15 protein-coding genes are annotated in these 17,756 nt (G+C 69.0%); 13 read left to right on the top strand and 2 right to left on the bottom strand.

The window, feature by feature from the left end:
• Positions 1-19 precede the first annotated feature (19 nt).
• From ACFC06_RS18750 to ACFC06_RS18730, 5 genes are all read left to right on the top strand, one after another.
• Positions 20-1,435 carry an FAD-binding protein gene (locus ACFC06_RS18750; protein WP_375935602.1) on the top strand — a complete coding sequence of 472 codons (1,416 nt, stop codon included), beginning with the start codon at positions 20-22 and terminating at the stop codon, positions 1,433-1,435.
• Positions 1,432-2,211, top strand: coding sequence for a decaprenylphospho-beta-D-erythro-pentofuranosid-2-ulose 2-reductase (locus tag ACFC06_RS18745; RefSeq protein ID WP_375932531.1), 780 nt, complete (start codon positions 1,432-1,434; stop codon positions 2,209-2,211). Before ACFC06_RS18750 ends, ACFC06_RS18745 begins: the two co-directional genes overlap by 4 nt.
• A gap of 130 nt (positions 2,212-2,341) precedes the next feature.
• Positions 2,342-2,566, top strand: coding sequence for a type II toxin-antitoxin system VapB family antitoxin (locus tag ACFC06_RS18740; protein WP_375932529.1), 225 nt, complete (start codon positions 2,342-2,344; stop codon positions 2,564-2,566).
• Positions 2,563-2,991: a PIN domain-containing protein gene (locus ACFC06_RS18735; protein ID WP_375932527.1), complete on the top strand. Its 429-nt coding sequence runs from the start codon at positions 2,563-2,565 to the stop codon at positions 2,989-2,991. Before ACFC06_RS18740 ends, ACFC06_RS18735 begins: the two co-directional genes overlap by 4 nt.
• Before the next feature lie 88 nt (positions 2,992-3,079).
• Complete coding sequence (locus tag ACFC06_RS18730) at positions 3,080-5,053, top strand: galactan 5-O-arabinofuranosyltransferase (RefSeq protein ID WP_375932525.1); 1,974 nt, start codon at positions 3,080-3,082, stop codon at positions 5,051-5,053.
• Between the two features lie 51 nt (positions 5,054-5,104).
• Here the strand turns inward: ACFC06_RS18730 and ACFC06_RS18725 are convergent, their stop codons facing one another.
• Positions 5,105-5,737, bottom strand: coding sequence for a TIGR03086 family metal-binding protein (locus tag ACFC06_RS18725; protein ID WP_375932522.1), 633 nt, complete (start codon positions 5,735-5,737; stop codon positions 5,105-5,107).
• 68 nt (positions 5,738-5,805) lie between these two features.
• Here ACFC06_RS18725 and ACFC06_RS18720 point away from each other — a divergent pair, with 68 nt between their 5' ends.
• From ACFC06_RS18720 to ACFC06_RS18700, 5 genes are all read left to right on the top strand, one after another.
• On the top strand, positions 5,806-6,756 hold the full coding sequence (locus tag ACFC06_RS18720; protein ID WP_375932519.1) for a helix-turn-helix transcriptional regulator: 951 nt from the start codon (positions 5,806-5,808) through the stop codon (positions 6,754-6,756).
• Positions 6,757-6,866: 110 nt separating this feature from the next.
• Positions 6,867-7,403 (top strand): hypothetical protein, encoded by a 537-nt coding sequence (locus ACFC06_RS18715; RefSeq protein ID WP_375932516.1) that lies wholly within the window; start codon positions 6,867-6,869, stop codon positions 7,401-7,403.
• A 185-nt stretch (positions 7,404-7,588) separates the two neighbouring features.
• Positions 7,589-8,101 carry a hypothetical protein gene (locus ACFC06_RS18710; RefSeq protein WP_375932513.1) on the top strand — a complete coding sequence of 171 codons (513 nt, stop codon included), beginning with the start codon at positions 7,589-7,591 and terminating at the stop codon, positions 8,099-8,101.
• A gap of 48 nt (positions 8,102-8,149) precedes the next feature.
• Positions 8,150-11,590, top strand: a complete 3,441-nt coding sequence (locus ACFC06_RS18705) for an arabinosyltransferase domain-containing protein (protein ID WP_375932510.1) — start codon at positions 8,150-8,152, stop codon at positions 11,588-11,590.
• A 173-nt stretch (positions 11,591-11,763) separates the two neighbouring features.
• The gene (locus ACFC06_RS18700) at positions 11,764-11,904 is read left to right on the top strand and encodes a hypothetical protein (RefSeq protein ID WP_375932507.1); all 141 of its coding nucleotides are present in this window, start codon (positions 11,764-11,766) and stop codon (positions 11,902-11,904) included.
• A 66-nt stretch (positions 11,905-11,970) separates the two neighbouring features.
• Here the strand turns inward: ACFC06_RS18700 and ACFC06_RS18695 are convergent, their stop codons facing one another.
• Positions 11,971-15,303 (bottom strand): arabinosyltransferase domain-containing protein, encoded by a 3,333-nt coding sequence (locus ACFC06_RS18695; RefSeq protein ID WP_375932504.1) that lies wholly within the window; start codon positions 15,301-15,303, stop codon positions 11,971-11,973.
• Between the two features lie 417 nt (positions 15,304-15,720).
• Here ACFC06_RS18695 and ACFC06_RS18690 point away from each other — a divergent pair, with 417 nt between their 5' ends.
• From ACFC06_RS18690 to ACFC06_RS18680, 3 genes are all read left to right on the top strand, one after another.
• Entirely contained in the window at positions 15,721-16,368 is a 648-nt protein-coding gene (locus tag ACFC06_RS18690; protein WP_375932501.1) for a hypothetical protein, read from the top strand.
• A gap of 147 nt (positions 16,369-16,515) precedes the next feature.
• On the top strand, positions 16,516-17,013 hold the full coding sequence (locus tag ACFC06_RS18685; protein ID WP_375932498.1) for a peptidylprolyl isomerase: 498 nt from the start codon (positions 16,516-16,518) through the stop codon (positions 17,011-17,013).
• A gap of 116 nt (positions 17,014-17,129) precedes the next feature.
• Complete coding sequence (locus ACFC06_RS18680; RefSeq protein WP_375932495.1) at positions 17,130-17,696, top strand: Uma2 family endonuclease; 567 nt, start codon at positions 17,130-17,132, stop codon at positions 17,694-17,696.
• Positions 17,697-17,756 lie beyond the last annotated feature (60 nt).

Raw genomic sequence — 17,756 nt, 5'->3', positions numbered from 1 at the left:
TTAGCCGATGTCCGAGAACATTCCGACCACCGCCGACGAGCCGTTCGCGCTGCCTACGCGCACCCGTACGCTCACCGGCTGGGGTCGCACCGCACCCACCTCCGCCGAAGTGCTCTCGACCCGCGATCCCGAGCTGATCGCCAAGGCCGTGCGCATGGTCGCCGAGGACAACGACTCCAAGCCGGCGCACCTGCGACGCGGCGTGATCGCCCGTGGCCTCGGCCGCTCCTACGGCGACCACGCGCAGAACGCGGGCGGGCTCGTCATCGACATGCCGGCGCTCAACCGCATCCACCGCATCGACCGCGACTCGCGCCTGGTCGACGTGGACGGCGGCGTGAGCCTGGACCAGCTGATGAAGGCCGCGCTGCCGTTCGGCCTCTGGGTCCCCGTGCTACCCGGCACCCGCCAGGTGACCATCGGCGGCGCCATCGCCTCCGATATCCACGGCAAGAACCACCACAGCGAGGGCAGCTTCGGCAACCACGTCCGCTCGATCGACCTGCTCACCGCCGACGGCTCGGTGCGCACGATCTCGCCGACCGAGGACGCCGAACTGTTCTGGGCCACCGTCGGCGGCAACGGGCTGACCGGCATCATCCTGCGCGCCACCATCGAGATGGCGCCCACGGAGACGGCCTACTTCCTCAACGACGGTGTGAAGACCTCCACCCTCGACGAGACCATCGCCGTGCACAGCGACGGCAGCGAGGCGAACTACACCTACTCGAGCGCGTGGTTCGACGTGATGAACCCGCTGCCCAAGCTGGGTCGCGCCTGCCTGACCCGCGGCCGCCTGGCCAAGGTCGACGAGCTGCCCAAGAAGCTGCGCAAGAACCCGCTGAAGTTCGACGCCCCGCAGCTGCTGACGGTGCCGAACATCTTCCCGAGCTGGTCGGCCAACCGGCTCTCGCTCGGCGCGGTCGGCGAGGCGTACTATGCCATGGGCGGCACCTACACCGGCAAGGTGCAGAACCTGACGCAGTTCTATCACCCGCTCGACATGATCGCGGAGTGGAACCGGGTCTACGGCAACGCCGGATTCCTGCAGTACCAGTTCGTGGTGCCGACCGAGGCGGTCGAGGAATTCAAGCGGATCATCATCGATATCCAGGCCTCCGGCCACATCTCCGCGCTCAACGTGTTCAAGCTGTTCGGCGAGGGCAACGCGGCACCGCTGAGCTTCCCGATGCCGGGCTGGAACATCTGCGTCGACTTCCCGATCCGGCCCGGTCTCAACGAACTGGTCACCGACCTGGACCGCCGCGTCATGGAGTTCGGCGGGCGGCTCTACACCGCCAAGGACTCGCGGACCAGCGCGGAGGCGTTCCACAAGATGTACCCGCGGATCGACGAGTGGATCAAGGTCCGCCGCAGCGTCGACCCGAACGGCGTTTTCATGTCCGATATGGCCAGGAGGCTGGAGCTCCAGTGATCAACGCAGTTGGCAACCCGCAGACCATCCTGCTCTTCGGCGGCACCTCCGAGATCGGCCTGGCGATCTGCGCCGAGTACCTGCGCAAGAGCCCGGCCCGGGTCATCCTGGCGAACCTGCCCGGCGACCCGCTGCTCGAGCAGGCCGTCACCGGCCTGAAGGCCGCCGGTGCCACCCAGGTGGACGTGCTCGACTTCGACGCGCTCGACACCGACTCGCACCCCAAGGTCGTCGACGCCGCGTTCGCCGACGGTGACGTGGATGTCGCCATCGTGGCCTTCGGTGTGCTCGGTGACGCCGAGGAGCTGTGGCAGAACCAGCGCAAGGCGGTCATGACCGTCGGCATCAACTACACCGCCGGTGTCTCGGTCGGTGTGCTGGTCGGCGACAAGTTCAAGGCGCAGGGTCACGGCCGGTTCATCGTGATGTCGTCGGTGGCGGGCGAGCGCGTGCGTCGCTCGAACTTCGTCTACGGCTCCACCAAGGCCGGGCTCGACGGGTTCTACCTTGGCCTGGGCGAGGCCCTGCGGCCCTACGGCCCGCGCGTCACCGTGGTGCGCCCGATGCAGGTGCGCACCGCCGCGACCATCGCGCACTGGGAAGCCACCGGCAGCAAGGAAGCCCCGCTCACCGTCGACAAGGAAGACGTCGCCAAGTGGGCGGTCGCCGCCTCGGAGAAGGGCACCGAGATCGTGTGGGCGCCCGGTGAGGCGCGCTTCGTGATGTCGGCGCTGCGGCACGTCCCGCGCCCGATCTTCCGCAAGCTGCCCATCTAGTCGGGTACCCGCTCCGAATCACTGCCGCACCGTTGCTAACGGTGCGGCAGTTTCGTTTAGCGGAGAGGGTAGGGGCGGTATGTACAATTTGGGCGATGGCGAAGGCCAGATCATGTACAGGAGTACTGACATGTCGCTAACGCATATCGACATCGACGATGAGTCGCTCGAGAAGGCCAAGCGTCTTGGCGGTCATCGCACGAAGACTGCCGCGGTCGCCGCCGCCCTTGACGAATACAACGAGCGACGCGACCGGATCGCAGCGTTCGACCGAGCCATCGAGCTCGCAAAAGACTGGGACATCGAGGGTATGGAAGCCGCGCACCGCGCCGCCAAAGAGGCCTACCGGCGGTGACCGGATATCTGATCGACTCGTCGGCGATATGGCGCATGCTGCGCGGCGGTCCCGTCAGCGACAAATGGCGCGACGTCATCGCAGATGGCGCGCTGCGATCGTGCTACCCACAGCGAACGGAGTTCTTTCGATCAGCTCGAAATCTCGAAGAGTACGACGAATTCACGACGCTGTTCGATCGGACGACGCGCGATGCGGCGGTCCCGAAGTCCGCTGGTTCATGGATCCGCACTATCCAACGCCGAGCAGCACAAGGCGGCTGCGCGAACTCGTTGTCGGCCGTCGACCTGATGATCTGTGCCACCGCCGTGAATCACAACCTGACCATCGTCCACGATGACAAGGATTTCGTCACCGCGACCAGGTTCGCGACCGAGCTGCGCGAAGTCAACGTCCACGACGGGCCGCTGGAACTCGGTATCTGACTGCCCGCTGCCGATGTCGGCAGTCCATGCCGGCCCACTAGGCTGACGCCGACCGTGGAGGACAGTGGAGCCGGAGGATTGCGCGCCGATGACAACCGATGACGAGGTGCGGGCGGTGCGTAGGGTCGGCGCCGGGCTCGGCGAGGCGGTTGCGGCCGCGCTGGTGGCGCTGGTGGTGGCCGCTGTGGGGCTGTACGCGTTCTCGATGGTGCAGTGGCCCGCGTTCAACGCCTCCAATGTGACTCGCGCGCTGACCACCGTCGGGCAGGTCGTCGCGGTGGCGCTGCTGGTGGTCTCGGTGTTGCTGATCCGGCTGCGCAAGTGGCCGGTGGTCGCGAAGCTGGCGTCCTGGGTGGGTATTTCGAGCTTCGTCACCGTCACGCTCGGCATGCCGCTGGCGGCGACGAAGCTGTACCTGTTCGGGATCTCGGTGGACCAGGAGTTCCGCACCGAGTACCTGACGCGCCTCACCGACAGCGCCGCTCTGCGCGATATGACCTACGCCGACATCCCGCCGTTCTATCCGGCCGGCTGGTTCTGGATCGGCGGCCGGGTGGGCAATGTGCTCGGCCTGGACGGCTGGGAAGTGTTCAAGCCGTACGCGATCGGGCTGCTCGCCGTCTGCGCGGTGGTCGCGCTGGTGCTGTGGACGCAGCTGGTGCGCGCCGATCTCGCCGTCGGCGCGGCGGCGGCCGTCACCGCGATGACCCTGGCCTACGCCTCCCCCGAGGCGTACGGCGCGGTGCTGGTGGTGTTCATCCCGCCGGTGCTGGTGCTGGCCTGGGGTGCGCTGCATCGGTCGGCCGGGGGCTGGGGTGCGGTGCTGGGAACCGGCTTGTTCCTCGGCGTCGCGGCCTGCTTCTACACGCTGTACCTGGGGATCGCGGCATTCACCGTGGTGGTGATGGCGGTGGTCGCCGCCGGTCTCGCCGTGGCCGCACGTCGCCGGGAGGGTCGGCGCACGCTCGGTACCCGGCGAGTGAGCGCGGATTCGGCCGCGGGGGGCACCGGCGACGAGAAGTCCGCGGTGTGGCGGGCGGCGCTCGGGCCGTTCGTGCGGTTGGCCGTCATGGGTGCGATCGCGGTCGTGCTGGCGCTCGTCGTGTGGGCGCCGTATCTGCTGGAGATGCTGGGTGGGGCGAAGTTGCCCTCCGGCAGTGCTTTCCACTATCTGCCGCAGTCCGGGGCCGAGCTGGCGTTCCCGATGCTGGAGTTCTCGCTGCGGGGGGCGTTGTGCCTGCTCGGTACGGTGTGGCTGGTGGTGCGGGCCGGGTCGTCGCGGCGGGCGCAGGCGCTGGGGATCGGGGTGGTCTCGATCTATCTGTGGACGTTGCTGTCGATGGCAGCCACCGCGGCGGGGACCACCCTGCTGTCGTTCCGGCTGGAGCCGGTGCTGCTGGCGGTGCTGGCCGCGGCGGGTGTGTTCGGGTTCGTCGAGGGCGGGCGCGCGGTCTACCAGGCGCTCAACGAACCGGCTCCGCTGCGCACTGCCGCCGGAGTGCTCGCCGTGCTCGGCGCCCTGGCCTTCGCCCAGCACATCCCCACCGTGCTCACCCACGAGATCGACACCGCCTACACCGACACCGACGGCAACGGCGAGCGCGCCGACCAGCGCCCACCCTCGGCCGTCTCCTTCTACCGCGAGATCGACGCGGCGCTACAGGCCCAGACCGGCCGTCCCCGTGACGAATCCGTCGTCCTCACCGCCGACACCACCTTCCTCGCCTACTACCCCTACTTCGGCTTCCAGGCGCTCACCTCCCACTACGCCAACCCCCTGGCCGACTTCAAGGACCGCGCCGCCACCATCGCCGAGTGGAGCGAACTCCCCACCTCCGCGGCCCTGGCCGACGCGCTCGCCCACTCCCCGTGGCGCGCCCCCGACGCCTTCCTCTTCCGCCGCGACGCCGACACCTACACCCTGCGCCTCGCCGAGGACGTCTACCCCAACGACCCCAACGTCAAGCGCTACACGGTCGCGTTCCCCAAGGCCCTCTTCACCGACCCGATCTTCACCACCACCGACATCGGCCCCTTCACCCTCGTCACCGTCGACCGCTGACGCAGGGTCGACCGAACCGCACCCCGCCCGGGGTCGGTGGCCGATCCGCGGTCATGCCGAGGTGCGGCCGAGGTACTGGAGAAGGGCCTGGGTGGGAGTGGTGACAGGGGTTTCGATGACGGGACCGTAGGCGCCCCACTGACGGAGGGGTTCGGTGATCTCGGCGTCGGTTCCCGAGCCGGGGGCGGGGTGGTGGGTGCGGGCGGCGGTGAGCAGGTGGGTGGCGAGAGTGTCGGTGAGCGGGGAGGGCTGGCCGGTGGCGATGGCGATGTCCCAGGCGTGGACGGCCGCGTCGAGGGCGGCGAGGGTGGCGGCGACGGGGGTCGGGAGGTCGCCGTGCGGGAGTGGGGTGGGGACGACGGGGGTGGTGTCGGAGACGGTGGCCCAGGCGGCGGCGGTCTGGTCGACGGCCTCGCGGACGAGGGCGGCGGCGGGGATGTCGAAGGTGCCGGAGGGGGCGAAGGGGTTGTAGCTGGGGCCGGGGCCGACGCCGAGGGCGGCGGCGTAGGCGAGCTGGTCGCCCGCCGCGTGCTGGACGACCTGCGCGACGGTCCATTCCGAGCAGGGGGTGGGCAGGTCCCACTGGTCGTCGGCGACACCCGCGACCACGGCGGACAGGGCGGCGTAGGACTCGGCGACCACGTCGCGCCAGACGGTTTCGAGAGCTGCGGTGTTGTTGTTCATGACTCCAGCCTAGAAACCCATTAGGCTCGTTTCGTTCCTGATTTTTCCCGGATTTCGAGAAGGTGGGAATGGCCGCCACCACGCCCCGCGTCCTGCGCCTGCTGGCCCTGCTCCAGGACCGCGCCTACACCGGCCGGGAGCTCGCCGACCGCCTCGCGATCACCGAACGCACCGTCCGCAACGACATCTCACGCCTGCGCGAACTCGGCTACCCGGTGCACGCCGAACGCGGCGCCATCGGCGGCTACCGGCTCGGCCGGGGCGCGACCATGCCGCCGCTGCTGCTCGACGACGACGAAGCGGTGGCCGTGGCGCTGTCCATCGCGGTGGCCGCGGACGGCTCGCTCGCCGTCTCCGACCTGGGCGAACAGCTCGGCCGGGCACTGCGCAAGATCGAGCAGATCCTGCCGAAACGCTTGCAGCGCAAGGTCTCCGCGCTGCGCGAGGCCACCGAGATCGGCCCGGCCACCACCGGCTCCCGCGAACCGGACGCCCCGGTCGCCGCGGGCATCCTCACCACCCTGGCCGACGCCGTGCGGCGCACCACCGCCGTCACTGTCGACGACGGCACCGAACTCGAGCCCTACCGCCTGATCAACTGGCAGCGCCGCTGGTACCTCGTGGCCTACAGCCTGCGCACCCACGACTGGACCGCCGTCCCGGTCGCCGGCCTCACCACCGCCACCGCCACCGGCCGCGTCTTCGCCCCCCGCCGCCTGCCCGATGACGACCTGGTCGCCTTCGTCATGCGCGAGATCGCGACCAGCGCCTGGCGGGTGCACGCCCGCGTCACCGTGCTGGCCCCGGCCGAGACGGTGATCGCGCGGATCAACCCGGCGGTCGGCGTGGTCGAACCCGTCGACGAGCACAGCTGCGTGCTGCTCACCGGCGCCGACGCCATGGAGACCATCGCCATCTACCTGAGCATGCTGATGATGGATTTCCGCGTCGACGGCCCACCGGAACTCGTCGAGCATCTGCGCACACTGGCCCGTCGCTACACGGAATCGATCGCCTGACCCGCTGACCGCGGCGGCCGCGCGCACTACACTGACTGGTGCGGCACGGTCGTCGCCGGACTCCCGGCGGATGGCGAACAGAATCCGACCCGCTCCCCGGAGGAGGACGTATGTCCGATCCGTTGCACACCAGGGTGTGCCTCACCGGTATGCACTGCACCTGCCCCAGCATCAGCGTCTTCCTGGTGCCCGAGCCGCTGGTGCGCGGCGGGAAGATCCTGCACCTGCTCGAACAGGCACCGGTCAGCGGGCAGATACCGAAACCCGACCCCGACCTCATCGACCTGATCCAGGCCGCGCGGACCCCGCTGAACACCCGCGGGCTCGCGCACGTGGAGAGCGTCACCTTCACCGGCCCCCGCCACGATCCGCCCACCAGCCGCGCGGTCCTGCACGATCACCTCATCGACGACGACGATCCGTGGGGCCTCGACATCGACGATCCCACCGAGCTCGTCCGGCTCTCGCTGCTGCCCGAGCGGCGCATCGGCCCCCGGCGCATCGACGACTTCCAGGCGCATTCGGTGCGCCAGGCGATGGCAGCGGTCTACCGCTTCTTCGACGTCGACCAGGGCATCCCGCTCGTCTACCACGGCTTCGCCGATCCGGCCGACGGCTGGTTCGCGCTGCGCGCCTCGGCCGCGTGAGTGTGTCGATGGACACCGGGTAGCTACTGGTGTGCGGGTGCGCGATAGACCACAATATCTCCGGTCAGCGTGGGCAAACCGCACGAAGCACTTCGCGGGGCGGGTACGCTGCGCAATGTTGAATAGTTCGGCCGACCGAAATCAGTTTTGGTAGTGCTGATCGGTACGGATGCAGAGGTATAGCTATGACGCTCAGCAGACCGGAGCGAATCGATCTCCTGCTGACACGGCCCCATCGCCAGGACCGTGACCCAGCCCCCCGCGAGCAGCTGACTTCGCTCGTCGCGATCGAGCACGCCGTCATCGATGCCACCATCGCGATGCTGGCCCCCGGCCAGAAATTCGCGCTGCTGTGGTCGCTACAGGTGGGCGAGCACACCGTGGCCGGTGTCCAGATCAAGGAGCGCGACGGGTCGCTCACCGATCTGGTGCCGCCGCCGGAGGTGCTCGAGCACTTCGCCGACCACAAGCGGATGTCCTACGACGCCGAGGCGGGCGCCTGGCTCAGCGCGGAGATCTTCATCGCCGGGCCCACCCGCTACAAGGCCACCTACTCCACCGGCAGCATCGCCGACTGGATGCCGGAGGTCACCGCCGACGAGTTGCGCGCGGAGTTCGAGGCCTTCCCCCGGCCCGAGGCCGTCATCCCCGATTGGGCCCGCACCCAGCTGGAGTGGACCGACCGCAAGACCGGCTAGGTCGCGGCGCCGCACCGCACGTGGGTTCGATGGCTACCATCAACCCCCGTGCGACCGGACCGATCTGAACGAGCGTTCACCCGTTACCGCCTGATCGCCCTCGTGTGTGGGCTGCTCGGGTTCGTGCTTGCCCTGCTGACGCCGCTGCTGCCGGTGCGCCAGGACCGCGCGAGCCTGGAATGGCCGCAGGCCGGCGCGACCAGCGTCGAGGCGCCGCTCGTGTCGTATGTGCCGCAGCGGCTCGACGCGCAGCTGCCGTGCGCGATGCTGCGGGATCTGCCGGTCACCGAGGGGCAGCCGACCACGCTGCTCGCCACCGTCCCGGCCGAGTCCGGTCAGGGCGCCAGGGGCCTGAGCGTCACCGTGCGCGACGGCGTGCTCGCGGTGCAGGCCAGGGACGTGCCGATGCTGTCGGCCCCGATCGCCGAGATCGGCGGCTGCGAGCGCATCGACATCGTGTCCACGATCGAGGCCACCACGGTCGAGTTCGCCGGCGTGACGCGGGCGGACGGCACGCCCTTCCGCAATACCGTCACCGTGGACAAGCGGCCGCAGATCGTCGGCGTCTACACCGACCTCGGCGAGCAGGCCCTCACCGGCGCCCGCCTGCACGCCGACATCGACTCCCGGTTCACCTCCACCCCGACCACGCTCAAGCTGGTCGCGATGATCGTGGCCGCGGTCGCCACCGTGGCGGCCCTGATCGCGCTGCACCTGCTCGACACCGGCGACGGCCGCCGCGCCCGCCGCTTCCTGCCCCGGCACTGGTGGAAGGTCACCGCCGCCGACGGCGCGGTGGTCGGCACGCTGCTGCTGTGGCATGTGATCGGCGCCAACACCTCCGACGACGGCTACATCCTGAACATGGCCCGCGCCTCGGGCCCGTCGGGTTACATGGCCAACTACTACCGCTGGTTCGGGGTGCCGGAGGCGCCGTTCGGCTGGTCCTACGAGGTCCTGGCGTGGATGACGAAGATCTCCGACGCCAGCCTGTGGATGCGCCTGCCCGCCCTGCTGGCCGGGCTGGTCTGCTGGGCGGTCATCAGCCGCGAAGTCCTCCCCCGCCTCGGCGCGCGGGTCCGCCGCGACAAGGTGGCGCTGTGGACGGCCGGCCTGGTGTTCCTCGCCTTCTGGCTCCCCTACGACAACGGCCTGCGCCCCGAACCGCTGATCGCCGCGGGCGCGCTGCTCACCTGGTGCGCGATCGAACGCGCCATCGCCACCGCCCGCCTGCTGCCCGCCGCCCTGGCCATCCTGATCGCCGCGTTCTCACTGGCCGCGGGTCCGACCGGTCTGATCTGCATCGCCGCCCTCATCGCGGGCACCCGGCCGGTCATGCAGATCATCATCAAACGCGCCCAGGGCATCGCGCCCCGCCGGATCGCCGCCGACCGCGACTCAGCATCCGGCGTCGTGAACCCGTCGAACCCGAACAGCGGAGACGACCGAGCCCGCACGGGTGCCGACAGCGCGCAGAGTACTGACAGCACGCAGAGCGTCGACGGCGCGAGCGAACGCGATGCCGACCAGCGCGGTGCGAGCGAGCCCGGGCGACGGTCGCTGGGCGGCACGATCCTCCGCTACGCCGCGCTGCTGGCACCGGGTCTCGCCGCGGGCACGCTCGTGCTGATCGTCGTCTTCGCCGATCAGACTCTGGCCACCGTCATGGAAGCCACCCGCGTTCGCACGCTGGTTGGCCCGAACGTGGCCTGGTTCGACGAGCGCACCCGCTGGGACTCGCTGTTCATGCTCTCCCCGGACGGCTCGCTGGCCCGGCGCTTCGGCGTGCTGGTGATGCTGCTGTGCCTGGTGGTGTGCATCCTCCAGGTGCTGCGCAAGGGCCGCATCCCCGGCACCTCACGCGGCCCCTCGGTGCGCATCCTCGGCATCGTCTTCGCCGCGCTGCTGCTGATGATGTGGACGCCGACCAAGTGGACCCACCACTTCGGCGTCTACGCGGGCCTGGCCGGATCGCTGGCCGCGCTGGCGGCGGTCGCGGTGGGCACCAACGGGATTCGCGCGCCACGCAATCGGGCACTGTTCGCGGCGGCGGTGCTGTTCCTGCTCGCCATCACCTTCACCGGCTCCAACGGCTGGTGGTACGTCTCCAGCTACGGTGTGCCGTTCTGGGACAAGGCGCCGCTGGTGGCGGGCAAGGGCCTGTCGACGCTGTTCCTCGGGCTCAGCGTGCTCGCCCTGCTGCTCGCGCTGTACTTCCATCTGCGCGCCCCGTACCGCAGGCCCACCGGCGCGGCCCGGTTCGACCGGTTCGCGACCATGCCGCTGACCATCGCCGCCGCGCTGCTGGTGCTGTTCGAGGTGGCCTCGATGGCCAAGGGCGCGATCACCCAGTACCCGGCCTACTCCATCGCCAAGTCCAATCTCGATGCGCTCCAGGGCAATACCTGCGCCCTCGCCGACGACGTCCTGGTGGAGACCAACACCGCCGACTCCCTGCTCACCCCCTACACCGGCACCCCCGCCGACGGTCTGAGCGCCGAGTCCACCGGCTTCGACCCCAACGGCGTGGCCGACGACCTCACCGCCGACGCCGACGAGACCGTGGTCGGCGGCGCCAACTCGGTCGACAAGGATTCCGCCAACAAGACCACCAACACCACCGGCGCGGGCACCGGCGGCGGCACCAGCGCCGAAACGGGCATCAACGGCTCGACCGTCGCGCTGCCGTTCGGCTTCGATCCCGCCCGCACCCCCGTCCTGGGCTCCTACCAGGACGGCGTGCAGCAGCAGGCCAAGCTGACCTCGCAGTGGTACCGCGTCGACCTCACCGACGCCGTGCGCGAGGACCCCGGCTACCAGGCCCTGGTGATCACCGCCGCGGGCCGCATCCGCTCGGTCGACACCGACGGCGTGGTGCACTACGGCCAGGATCTGCGGGTCGAGTACGGCACCCGCGCGGAAGACGGCACCGTCGAGGTGACCGGCTCGCTCATGCCGCTCGACATCGGCCCGGCCCCGTCGTGGCGCAACCTGCGCGTGCCGATCGACCAGCTGCCCGCCGGGGTGAACGCGGTGCGCCTGGTGGCCGCCGACAACGACATCACCCAGAAGCAGTGGCTGGCGCTCACCCCGCCGCGCCTGCCGAAGCTCGCCACCCTGGACTCGGTCGTCGGTCACACCGCGCCGGTGCTGCTGGACTGGCACGTCGGCCTGGCCTTCCCCTGCCAGCGCCCGTTCGAGCACCACGACGGCGTCGCCGAGGCTCCCGAGTGGCGAATCCTGCCCGACCGGGTGGGTTCGGACGCCTCCAACGCCTGGCAGGACGACATCGGCGGCGGACCGCTCGGCTGGACCGGCCTGCTGCTGAAATCCGAGACCGTCCCGACCTACCTCGACCGGGATCTGGGCCGCGACTGGGGCTCGCTGGAGCGCTTCACCCCCTACCAGCCGGCGCCTCCGGCCGAGATCACCGTGCGTGTGGTAGACCAGTCGGGACGCGCGAAGGAACCGGCAATCCGGGCGAAGTAGACACAACGGCAGTGTAAGGGCAGTGGCGGGGCATTGCCCTCAGCCGCTTACGAAATGTTCAGTGTCCCTTAGGGTTTCGCTTTGATGAAGCACCTGTAAATGACAGTGTAAAGCTACTGTGCCTGCAGGTTTGAGCACGTACCCTGGTGGGTATGACAGGAGCCTTCGATGACATGGATCTGACAGATCTCGTCGAGCTGCTCAGCGACGACGAGAAGCACGAACTACGACCTGCCGTGATGCGGGTACTGGAGAGACTGCCTTCCCAAGAGGTATTACGCCGCGACCTCACCCGTCGCATGCTCAACGTCTGAACTCCTGACCACCACACGGCGAAGGCGCGGACCACCGAAGTGGTCCGCGCCTTCTGTGTGTCCGGGTCAGAACACCCGCAGCGGGCCGGGGCTCCAGAGCCCGGTGCGGGTCTGGGTTCCGGTCGTGAGCTGGGCGGGCGTGGCGGGCAGGTGCTGGTCGTAGCGTTCCAGCGAACCCCAGTCGCGGGCCCAGTCGTCCTTCAGATAGGTCGGGATGGTGACCCGGTTGGCCAGCATCTGCGAGAAGCCGAGCGGGCCGCCGAACTCCTGGGCCTGCCAGGTGTCGGTCGAGGAGATCGCCAGCGGCCGGTCCGGCAGGATCCGGTAGTTGGGCACCTCGGCCACGCCGTTCTTGTGCGCGAACGGACGCTGGCAGGGGAACTGCAGGCCGACGGCCCAGTCCAGCAGCACCGGCTGATCGCGGCCGATGTAGTGGTCCAGGGTCTGCAGCTTGGGCACGCGCGGCGGGGTGAAGGCCAGCCACTGGTCGCCGATCAGGATCGGGTCGTTGGCCAGGATGCGCACCGCGTTCGCCTCGGCGGGCAGGTCGGCCAGCGGCACGCGCAGGTTGCGCCACGACGGGTACGGGCCGATATCGCGGGGCAGGTAGGCCCCGAGCGCGGTGACGCTGCCGTCCGGATTGCGGGTGCCGTACTCGACCAGCAGCGACTGGCCGTACTTGTCGGCGCCGGTGTCGTCCTTGGAGGCGATGCGGCCCGCCGCGGAGATGACGATCAGCGGCGAGTCCTCGGAGCGGGCGGGCAGCCCGTACCAGGACGACTCCAGATGCGCGGGCTGCTGCACGCCCTCCTGGTAGGAACCCAGGATCGGGGTCTGCGCGGGATCGAGGCCGAAGGGCAGGGCCACGGTCGACCCGTTGACGCCGCGCGCGCCCTCACCACCGCCGGTGCCCGCGCTCTCGCCCTCGGCGAAGGCGGCGCCGACCGACTGGTTGCTGGTGTTGCCGGTGCCCGGCTTCACCTCGACGGCGTCGGCGGAGAGATCACCGGGCACGCCGTTGGGCGTGAAGGCCACCGAGTCGGTGCCGGCGAGCGGGTCGTTCGGGTCGGTGAGCGGGCGGGCCGGATCGGTGATCGGGTCGAGCCTGCCGCCGTTGGGGTCGGGTTCGACGAGCACGTCGTTGGCCAGGCCGCAGGCGTTGCCGCCGAGCGCGTCGATGTTGGAGCGAGCCAGCGAGTAGGCCGGATACTGCTGGGTGGCGCCCTTGACCAGCGAGAGCACCTCGAAGGCCACCATCAGCCCGACCACCACCGTCAGCGGGATGGCCGCGAACTTGCGGATGCGCCTGCCGCGCTTCGTGGCGACCGAGGGCACCGGTTTCACGTAGTCCTCGCGCAGCGCGTACCAGGCGACCAGGGCCAGGCCCAGACCGAACAGGATCAGCATCACGGTGTTGGAGTTGATGCCGCGCAGCGAGACGGTCTTGTCGAACCACGGCACGCCGTAGCTGGAGACGTACCAGTAGCCGTTGATGCCCGAGAACGACAGCGCCAGCACGAACAGCAATCCGGCCAGGAAGATGGCCCGGTTCTTGCGTGAGCGCAGCGCGCTCTGCGACACGGCCACCGCCGTCACCGCCGCCAGCGAACCCGCGATGCCCGCGTAGGCGCCGAAGTGGTGGGTCCACTTCGTCGGGTTGAACATCATGAAGAAGATCGTGCCGAACACGATGCCCATCAACCGCCAGGTCGGGCCCGAGGCGATACCGGGCACCTGACGGCGGCGCAGCAGCACCAGCAGTGTGGTGAACAGGCACAGCAGCATCACCAGGAAGGCGAAGCGCCGGGCCAGCGAGCCGTCGACGGTCTCGACGAACATGTAGTAGTAGCGCAGGTAGTCCTCGTACCAGGCCAGGTTCGGGCCGGTGGCCTGACGCACCCGGTTGGCCTCCTGGATACCGGCGAAGGTCTGGTCGCCGTAGACCACCACCAGCACCAGCAGTCCGGCCGAGCCGATCGGCGCCAGCAGCGGCAGCGTGCCGAACTGCCGGTGCCTGCGCACGATGATGCGCACCAGCGGCCGGATACCGGCCAGCAGCGCGGCCACACACATCAGGCCGGTCGGGGCGGCGGCCAGGGTGAAGGCCGCGATCAGCACCGCGATCCCGGCGGGCAGCAGCCGGCCGGTGGCGATGGCGCGCTCGATGGAGACCCAGGTCAGCAGCGCGCCCAGCGCCACGATCGGCTCCGAACGCAGGCCGTTGTCGAAGGGCAGCCAGAAGGCCAGGAACACCAGACCGCCGGTCCACAGCGCCACCTGACTGCGCTTGACGGCATTACCCAGACGCGGAACCACCTCGCGGCTGATCACCATCCAGCACAGGATGCCGCACACCAGCGCGGGCAGGCGCACCCACGGACTGGCCGTGGAGAACTCCGCGAACACCTGGATGACGTAGTAGTACCAGCCGAACGGCGCCTCGGGCACGCCGTACCAGCGGAAGTAGTTGGCCATGTAGCCCGCGTCGGGAGCCACCCGGACCATCGAGAGGATGTAGCCGTCGTCGGAGGTGTTGGCGCCGACGAAATGCCAGACCAGCAGCGTGCCGATCACGGCACCGTCCGCCCAGGTGGGCTTGAGCCAATTGCGCGGCAGGAACCGGCGGTGCCCGCGCCCGTCACTGCCGTCGAGCTGGGCCAGCGCGGCCAGCGCCAGCAGCGTGCACAGCACCGCGGCGACGATCGCGATCAGCTTCACCGGCGACGGGCTCGACGAGAAGCGCGAGTCGATGGTGGAGGTCAGCGAAAGTCCCTGCGGCACATCGCCGCGCAGGTCGGAGAACACGCCGACGATCTGCGGGCGCAGATCCCCGCCGAGCTGGCCCTGCACCGGCACCCGCACGGTCTCGACCGCGCCGGGCTGCCCGGCGACCGGCCGCTCGATCTCCTTGCTCAGTCCTTCGAAACTCGCGGTGGTGCGGTGCTGGTCGGAGCTGATGACGATGGCCGAGCACTGATCCATCGCGGACCGGTCGGCCGAGGCCACCACCGCGTTGCGGTCGACCACGTCCACCGCGGTGTCGGACACGCGCACGAACAGCGCCTCCAGCGCGGCGCGGTCGCCCTGCGGCGGCGCGGTCGCCAGCAGCATGCCGCCCTGTTCGGGCAGGCTCGCCACCGCCGAACACGGGATGGTGGCGTCGAGGTCGATCGGCACCTGCGACATCAGCGGCGCCTGGATATTGCCGAGCTTGCCGTTCTGCGGCCAGGTCAGTTCCGCGGTGGTCTGGGTGACCGGCAGGAACGGCGTCGCCAGCGCGAAGAGGGCACCGAGGAGTCCGGCGACCAGCGCGATCCATCGCGCGATCCGGAAGTCCTTCGCGGACGCCGCCGGTTGCGCGGGCGGCTTGGTGAGAACAGCTGTTGCGGCGTCTGGCACGGTTCGCCATGGTATCCGCACCGCCGTCATTGTGAGGGCTCGCACGCCTTCCTGCCGAACATGCACTACGGCATGGTGTGAAGTTCAAGCATTTCATTAGGATTCGCGAGCGGGTCCGCGTTTCCCGGTAATGCCTATCGGCTATCGATCGCGGCCGTGGGCGCGGGTTCGCCGCGACACAGAAGTTTGTCCACGCTACCAGTGTGTATAGCGCATATAGATAAGAACGATAGTAACTGTTACGCAAGGTAACGGCCGGGCATTTTAAATGCGGGAACCCCTCGTCGACGACGAATGGCGAAGGATTCCGAATGAAAATGTAGGCGCGAACTGCGCATTGCCGAAAACCGCCTTTTCGTACTCTTGAACACGACCGCTTCACATCTGGAAACGGTCGATCACATCGAGGAGTACGCAATGTTCGACAGCAACTTCTTCACACGTTCGGCACTGGTCACCGCGGGTTGTGCGGTGGCCGCGGCATCGTTCGGGCTCGGACCCGCCGCGGCCCAGTCCTCCACCACGGTCAGCCCCGCGGGCGCCGCGGTGCAGGCCACCAACCAGGGCTCGGTGAAGGCGGTGGCCGGCGGTGTCACCATCACCTGCACCACCTCCTCCGCGACCGGCTCCGTGCCCGCCGCGCCGAACAACACCAACCCCAGCGGCCCGGTGACCGTGCCGATCAACGCGCCCACCTTCACCGGCTGCTCCACCAGCATGTGGGGCGTGAGCGCGACGGTGACCACCAGCGGCAGCTGGTCGATCACCGGCCAGAACGGGTCGCCGGTGGCCGGCTCGATCAACGTGCCGACCGGCGGGATGGTCATCCAGACCAGCGGCCTGGCCTCCTGCAAGGTGGTCGTGGCGCCCAGCGCACCGGCCACGCTGGCGGGCACCTGGACCAACGGCAGCCCGTCGACGGTGCAGGCCACCAATTCCCCGGCACCTATCAAGGTGACCGGTGGATTCGGTTGCCCGACCAGTGCCACCACCGGCACGGTGACCGGCACTTACAAGGTCACCAATACCACCACCCCGTCGGTGCCGATCACGGTCGGCCCCTGACAATGTGACGAACCCGCGTGCGTCTCTCACTCGCACGCGGGTTCCACCACATCGTAGGCAATATGCGCGCCGGGCGCGGTGGGTAGCCGCCACGCCCGCGCGGACCCCCGTCCCTCCCGGACCCCTCCCCTCCCTAGACTCGACGCCATGACCAAGGTGAATCTCGATACCAACTACGGACAGATCGTGCTCGAGTTGGACGACCAGGCCGCGCCGAACACGGTCGCCAACTTCGTGAACTACGTGAACGCGGGTCATTACAACGGCACCGTGTTCCATCGCGTCATCCCCAATTTCATGGTTCAGGGCGGCGGCTTCGAGCCCGGCCTGAAGCAGAAGCCCACCCAGGCGCCGATCCAGAACGAGGCCACCAACGGCCTGAAGAACGACAAGTACACCGTCGCGATGGCCCGCACCAACGACCCGCACTCGGCCACCGCCCAGTTCTTCATCAACGTCTCCGACAACGCCTTCCTCAACCACTCGGCCCCCCAGGGCCAGGGCTGGGGCTACGCGGTGTTCGGCAAGGTCACCGACGGCACCGAGGTCGTCGACAAGATCGCCGCCGTCTCCACCGGCAGCGCGGGCCCCCACCAGGACGTTCCCGTCGACGACGTCATCATCGAATCCGCCACCATCGCGTAGCTTTTCGACAGTGCACCGGGCCGCCACCGAGACAATCGGTGGCGGCCCGACCGCACTCGATTAGACTTTACGCATTCAGTAGAGTCCACCTCGACGGTGTTCGGGAGGAGCGCGTGATGACTGCCGAGACAGCGCCCCCGGCCTGGATGCGCGAGCAGATCACGGCGGCGGAATACGACTCCTGGTCCGAGGAGCAGTGTGCGGGTATCGAGATCGTCGACGGGATGGTCGTCGTGAGTCCCAGCGCGTCCAAGCGCCACAATCGCCTCGCCCGGATTCTGGCGAATGCGTTGGATGAAGCCGCCGGTCCGGAATGGAACGCCGACACCGATTTCGACGTGCGGCTCCAGGATGTCCCACTGACCAACCGCCGCCCCGACGTCGTCGTCTACCGAGCGGACACCCTCGATATCAGCCCGACCCGCCCCGAGCATGTCCTGTTGGTCGTCGAGGTCGTCTTCCCCGGGCCGGAGACCACCGACCGGATCGTGAAGGTGGACCGGTACGCGAAGGCCGGCATCGCCTTCTACTGGCGCGTCGAACAAGCCGCGACCTGCGTACCGCTAATCTACACCTACATCCTCGACCCGGCGACCAGGTCCTACCGGACCGGCGACATGTTCACCGGCATCATCAAAACCACCGCACCGTTCCCGACCGAGATCGACCTCGGCAGGCTCTGATCCCGCGGAACCACAACGATACCCAGGCACATACGCGGACGGGCCGCTCCGGAGGGTTCC

Origin of the sequence: Nocardia sp. NPDC056064, from assembly GCF_042266925.1 — a bacterium.
Classification (GTDB): domain Bacteria; phylum Actinomycetota; class Actinomycetes; order Mycobacteriales; family Mycobacteriaceae; genus Nocardia.
The sequence above is the reverse complement of the archived record's forward strand: the minus strand, read 5'-3'. Positions and strand labels throughout refer to the sequence as shown.

What these genes read in the sequence shown, in the direction of transcription:
- ACFC06_RS18715 (WP_375932516.1), top strand. Translation starts at nt 6,867, where the DNA reads ATGTCCGATCCGTTGCACACCAGGGTGTGCCTCACCGGTATGCACTGC.
- ACFC06_RS18740 (WP_375932529.1), top strand. Translation starts at nt 2,342, where the DNA reads ATGTCGCTAACGCATATCGACATCGACGATGAGTCGCTCGAGAAGGCC.
- ACFC06_RS18720 (WP_375932519.1), top strand. Translation starts at nt 5,806, where the DNA reads ATGGCCGCCACCACGCCCCGCGTCCTGCGCCTGCTGGCCCTGCTCCAG.
- ACFC06_RS18690 (WP_375932501.1), top strand. Translation starts at nt 15,721, where the DNA reads ATGTTCGACAGCAACTTCTTCACACGTTCGGCACTGGTCACCGCGGGT.
- ACFC06_RS18680 (WP_375932495.1), top strand. Translation starts at nt 17,130, where the DNA reads ATGACTGCCGAGACAGCGCCCCCGGCCTGGATGCGCGAGCAGATCACG.
- ACFC06_RS18725 (WP_375932522.1), bottom strand. Translation starts at nt 5,737, where the DNA reads ATGAACAACAACACCGCAGCTCTCGAAACCGTCTGGCGCGACGTGGTC.
- ACFC06_RS18730 (WP_375932525.1), top strand. Translation starts at nt 3,080, where the DNA reads ATGACAACCGATGACGAGGTGCGGGCGGTGCGTAGGGTCGGCGCCGGG.
- ACFC06_RS18685 (WP_375932498.1), top strand. Translation starts at nt 16,516, where the DNA reads ATGACCAAGGTGAATCTCGATACCAACTACGGACAGATCGTGCTCGAG.
- ACFC06_RS18700 (WP_375932507.1), top strand. Translation starts at nt 11,764, where the DNA reads ATGGATCTGACAGATCTCGTCGAGCTGCTCAGCGACGACGAGAAGCAC.
- ACFC06_RS18710 (WP_375932513.1), top strand. Translation starts at nt 7,589, where the DNA reads ATGACGCTCAGCAGACCGGAGCGAATCGATCTCCTGCTGACACGGCCC.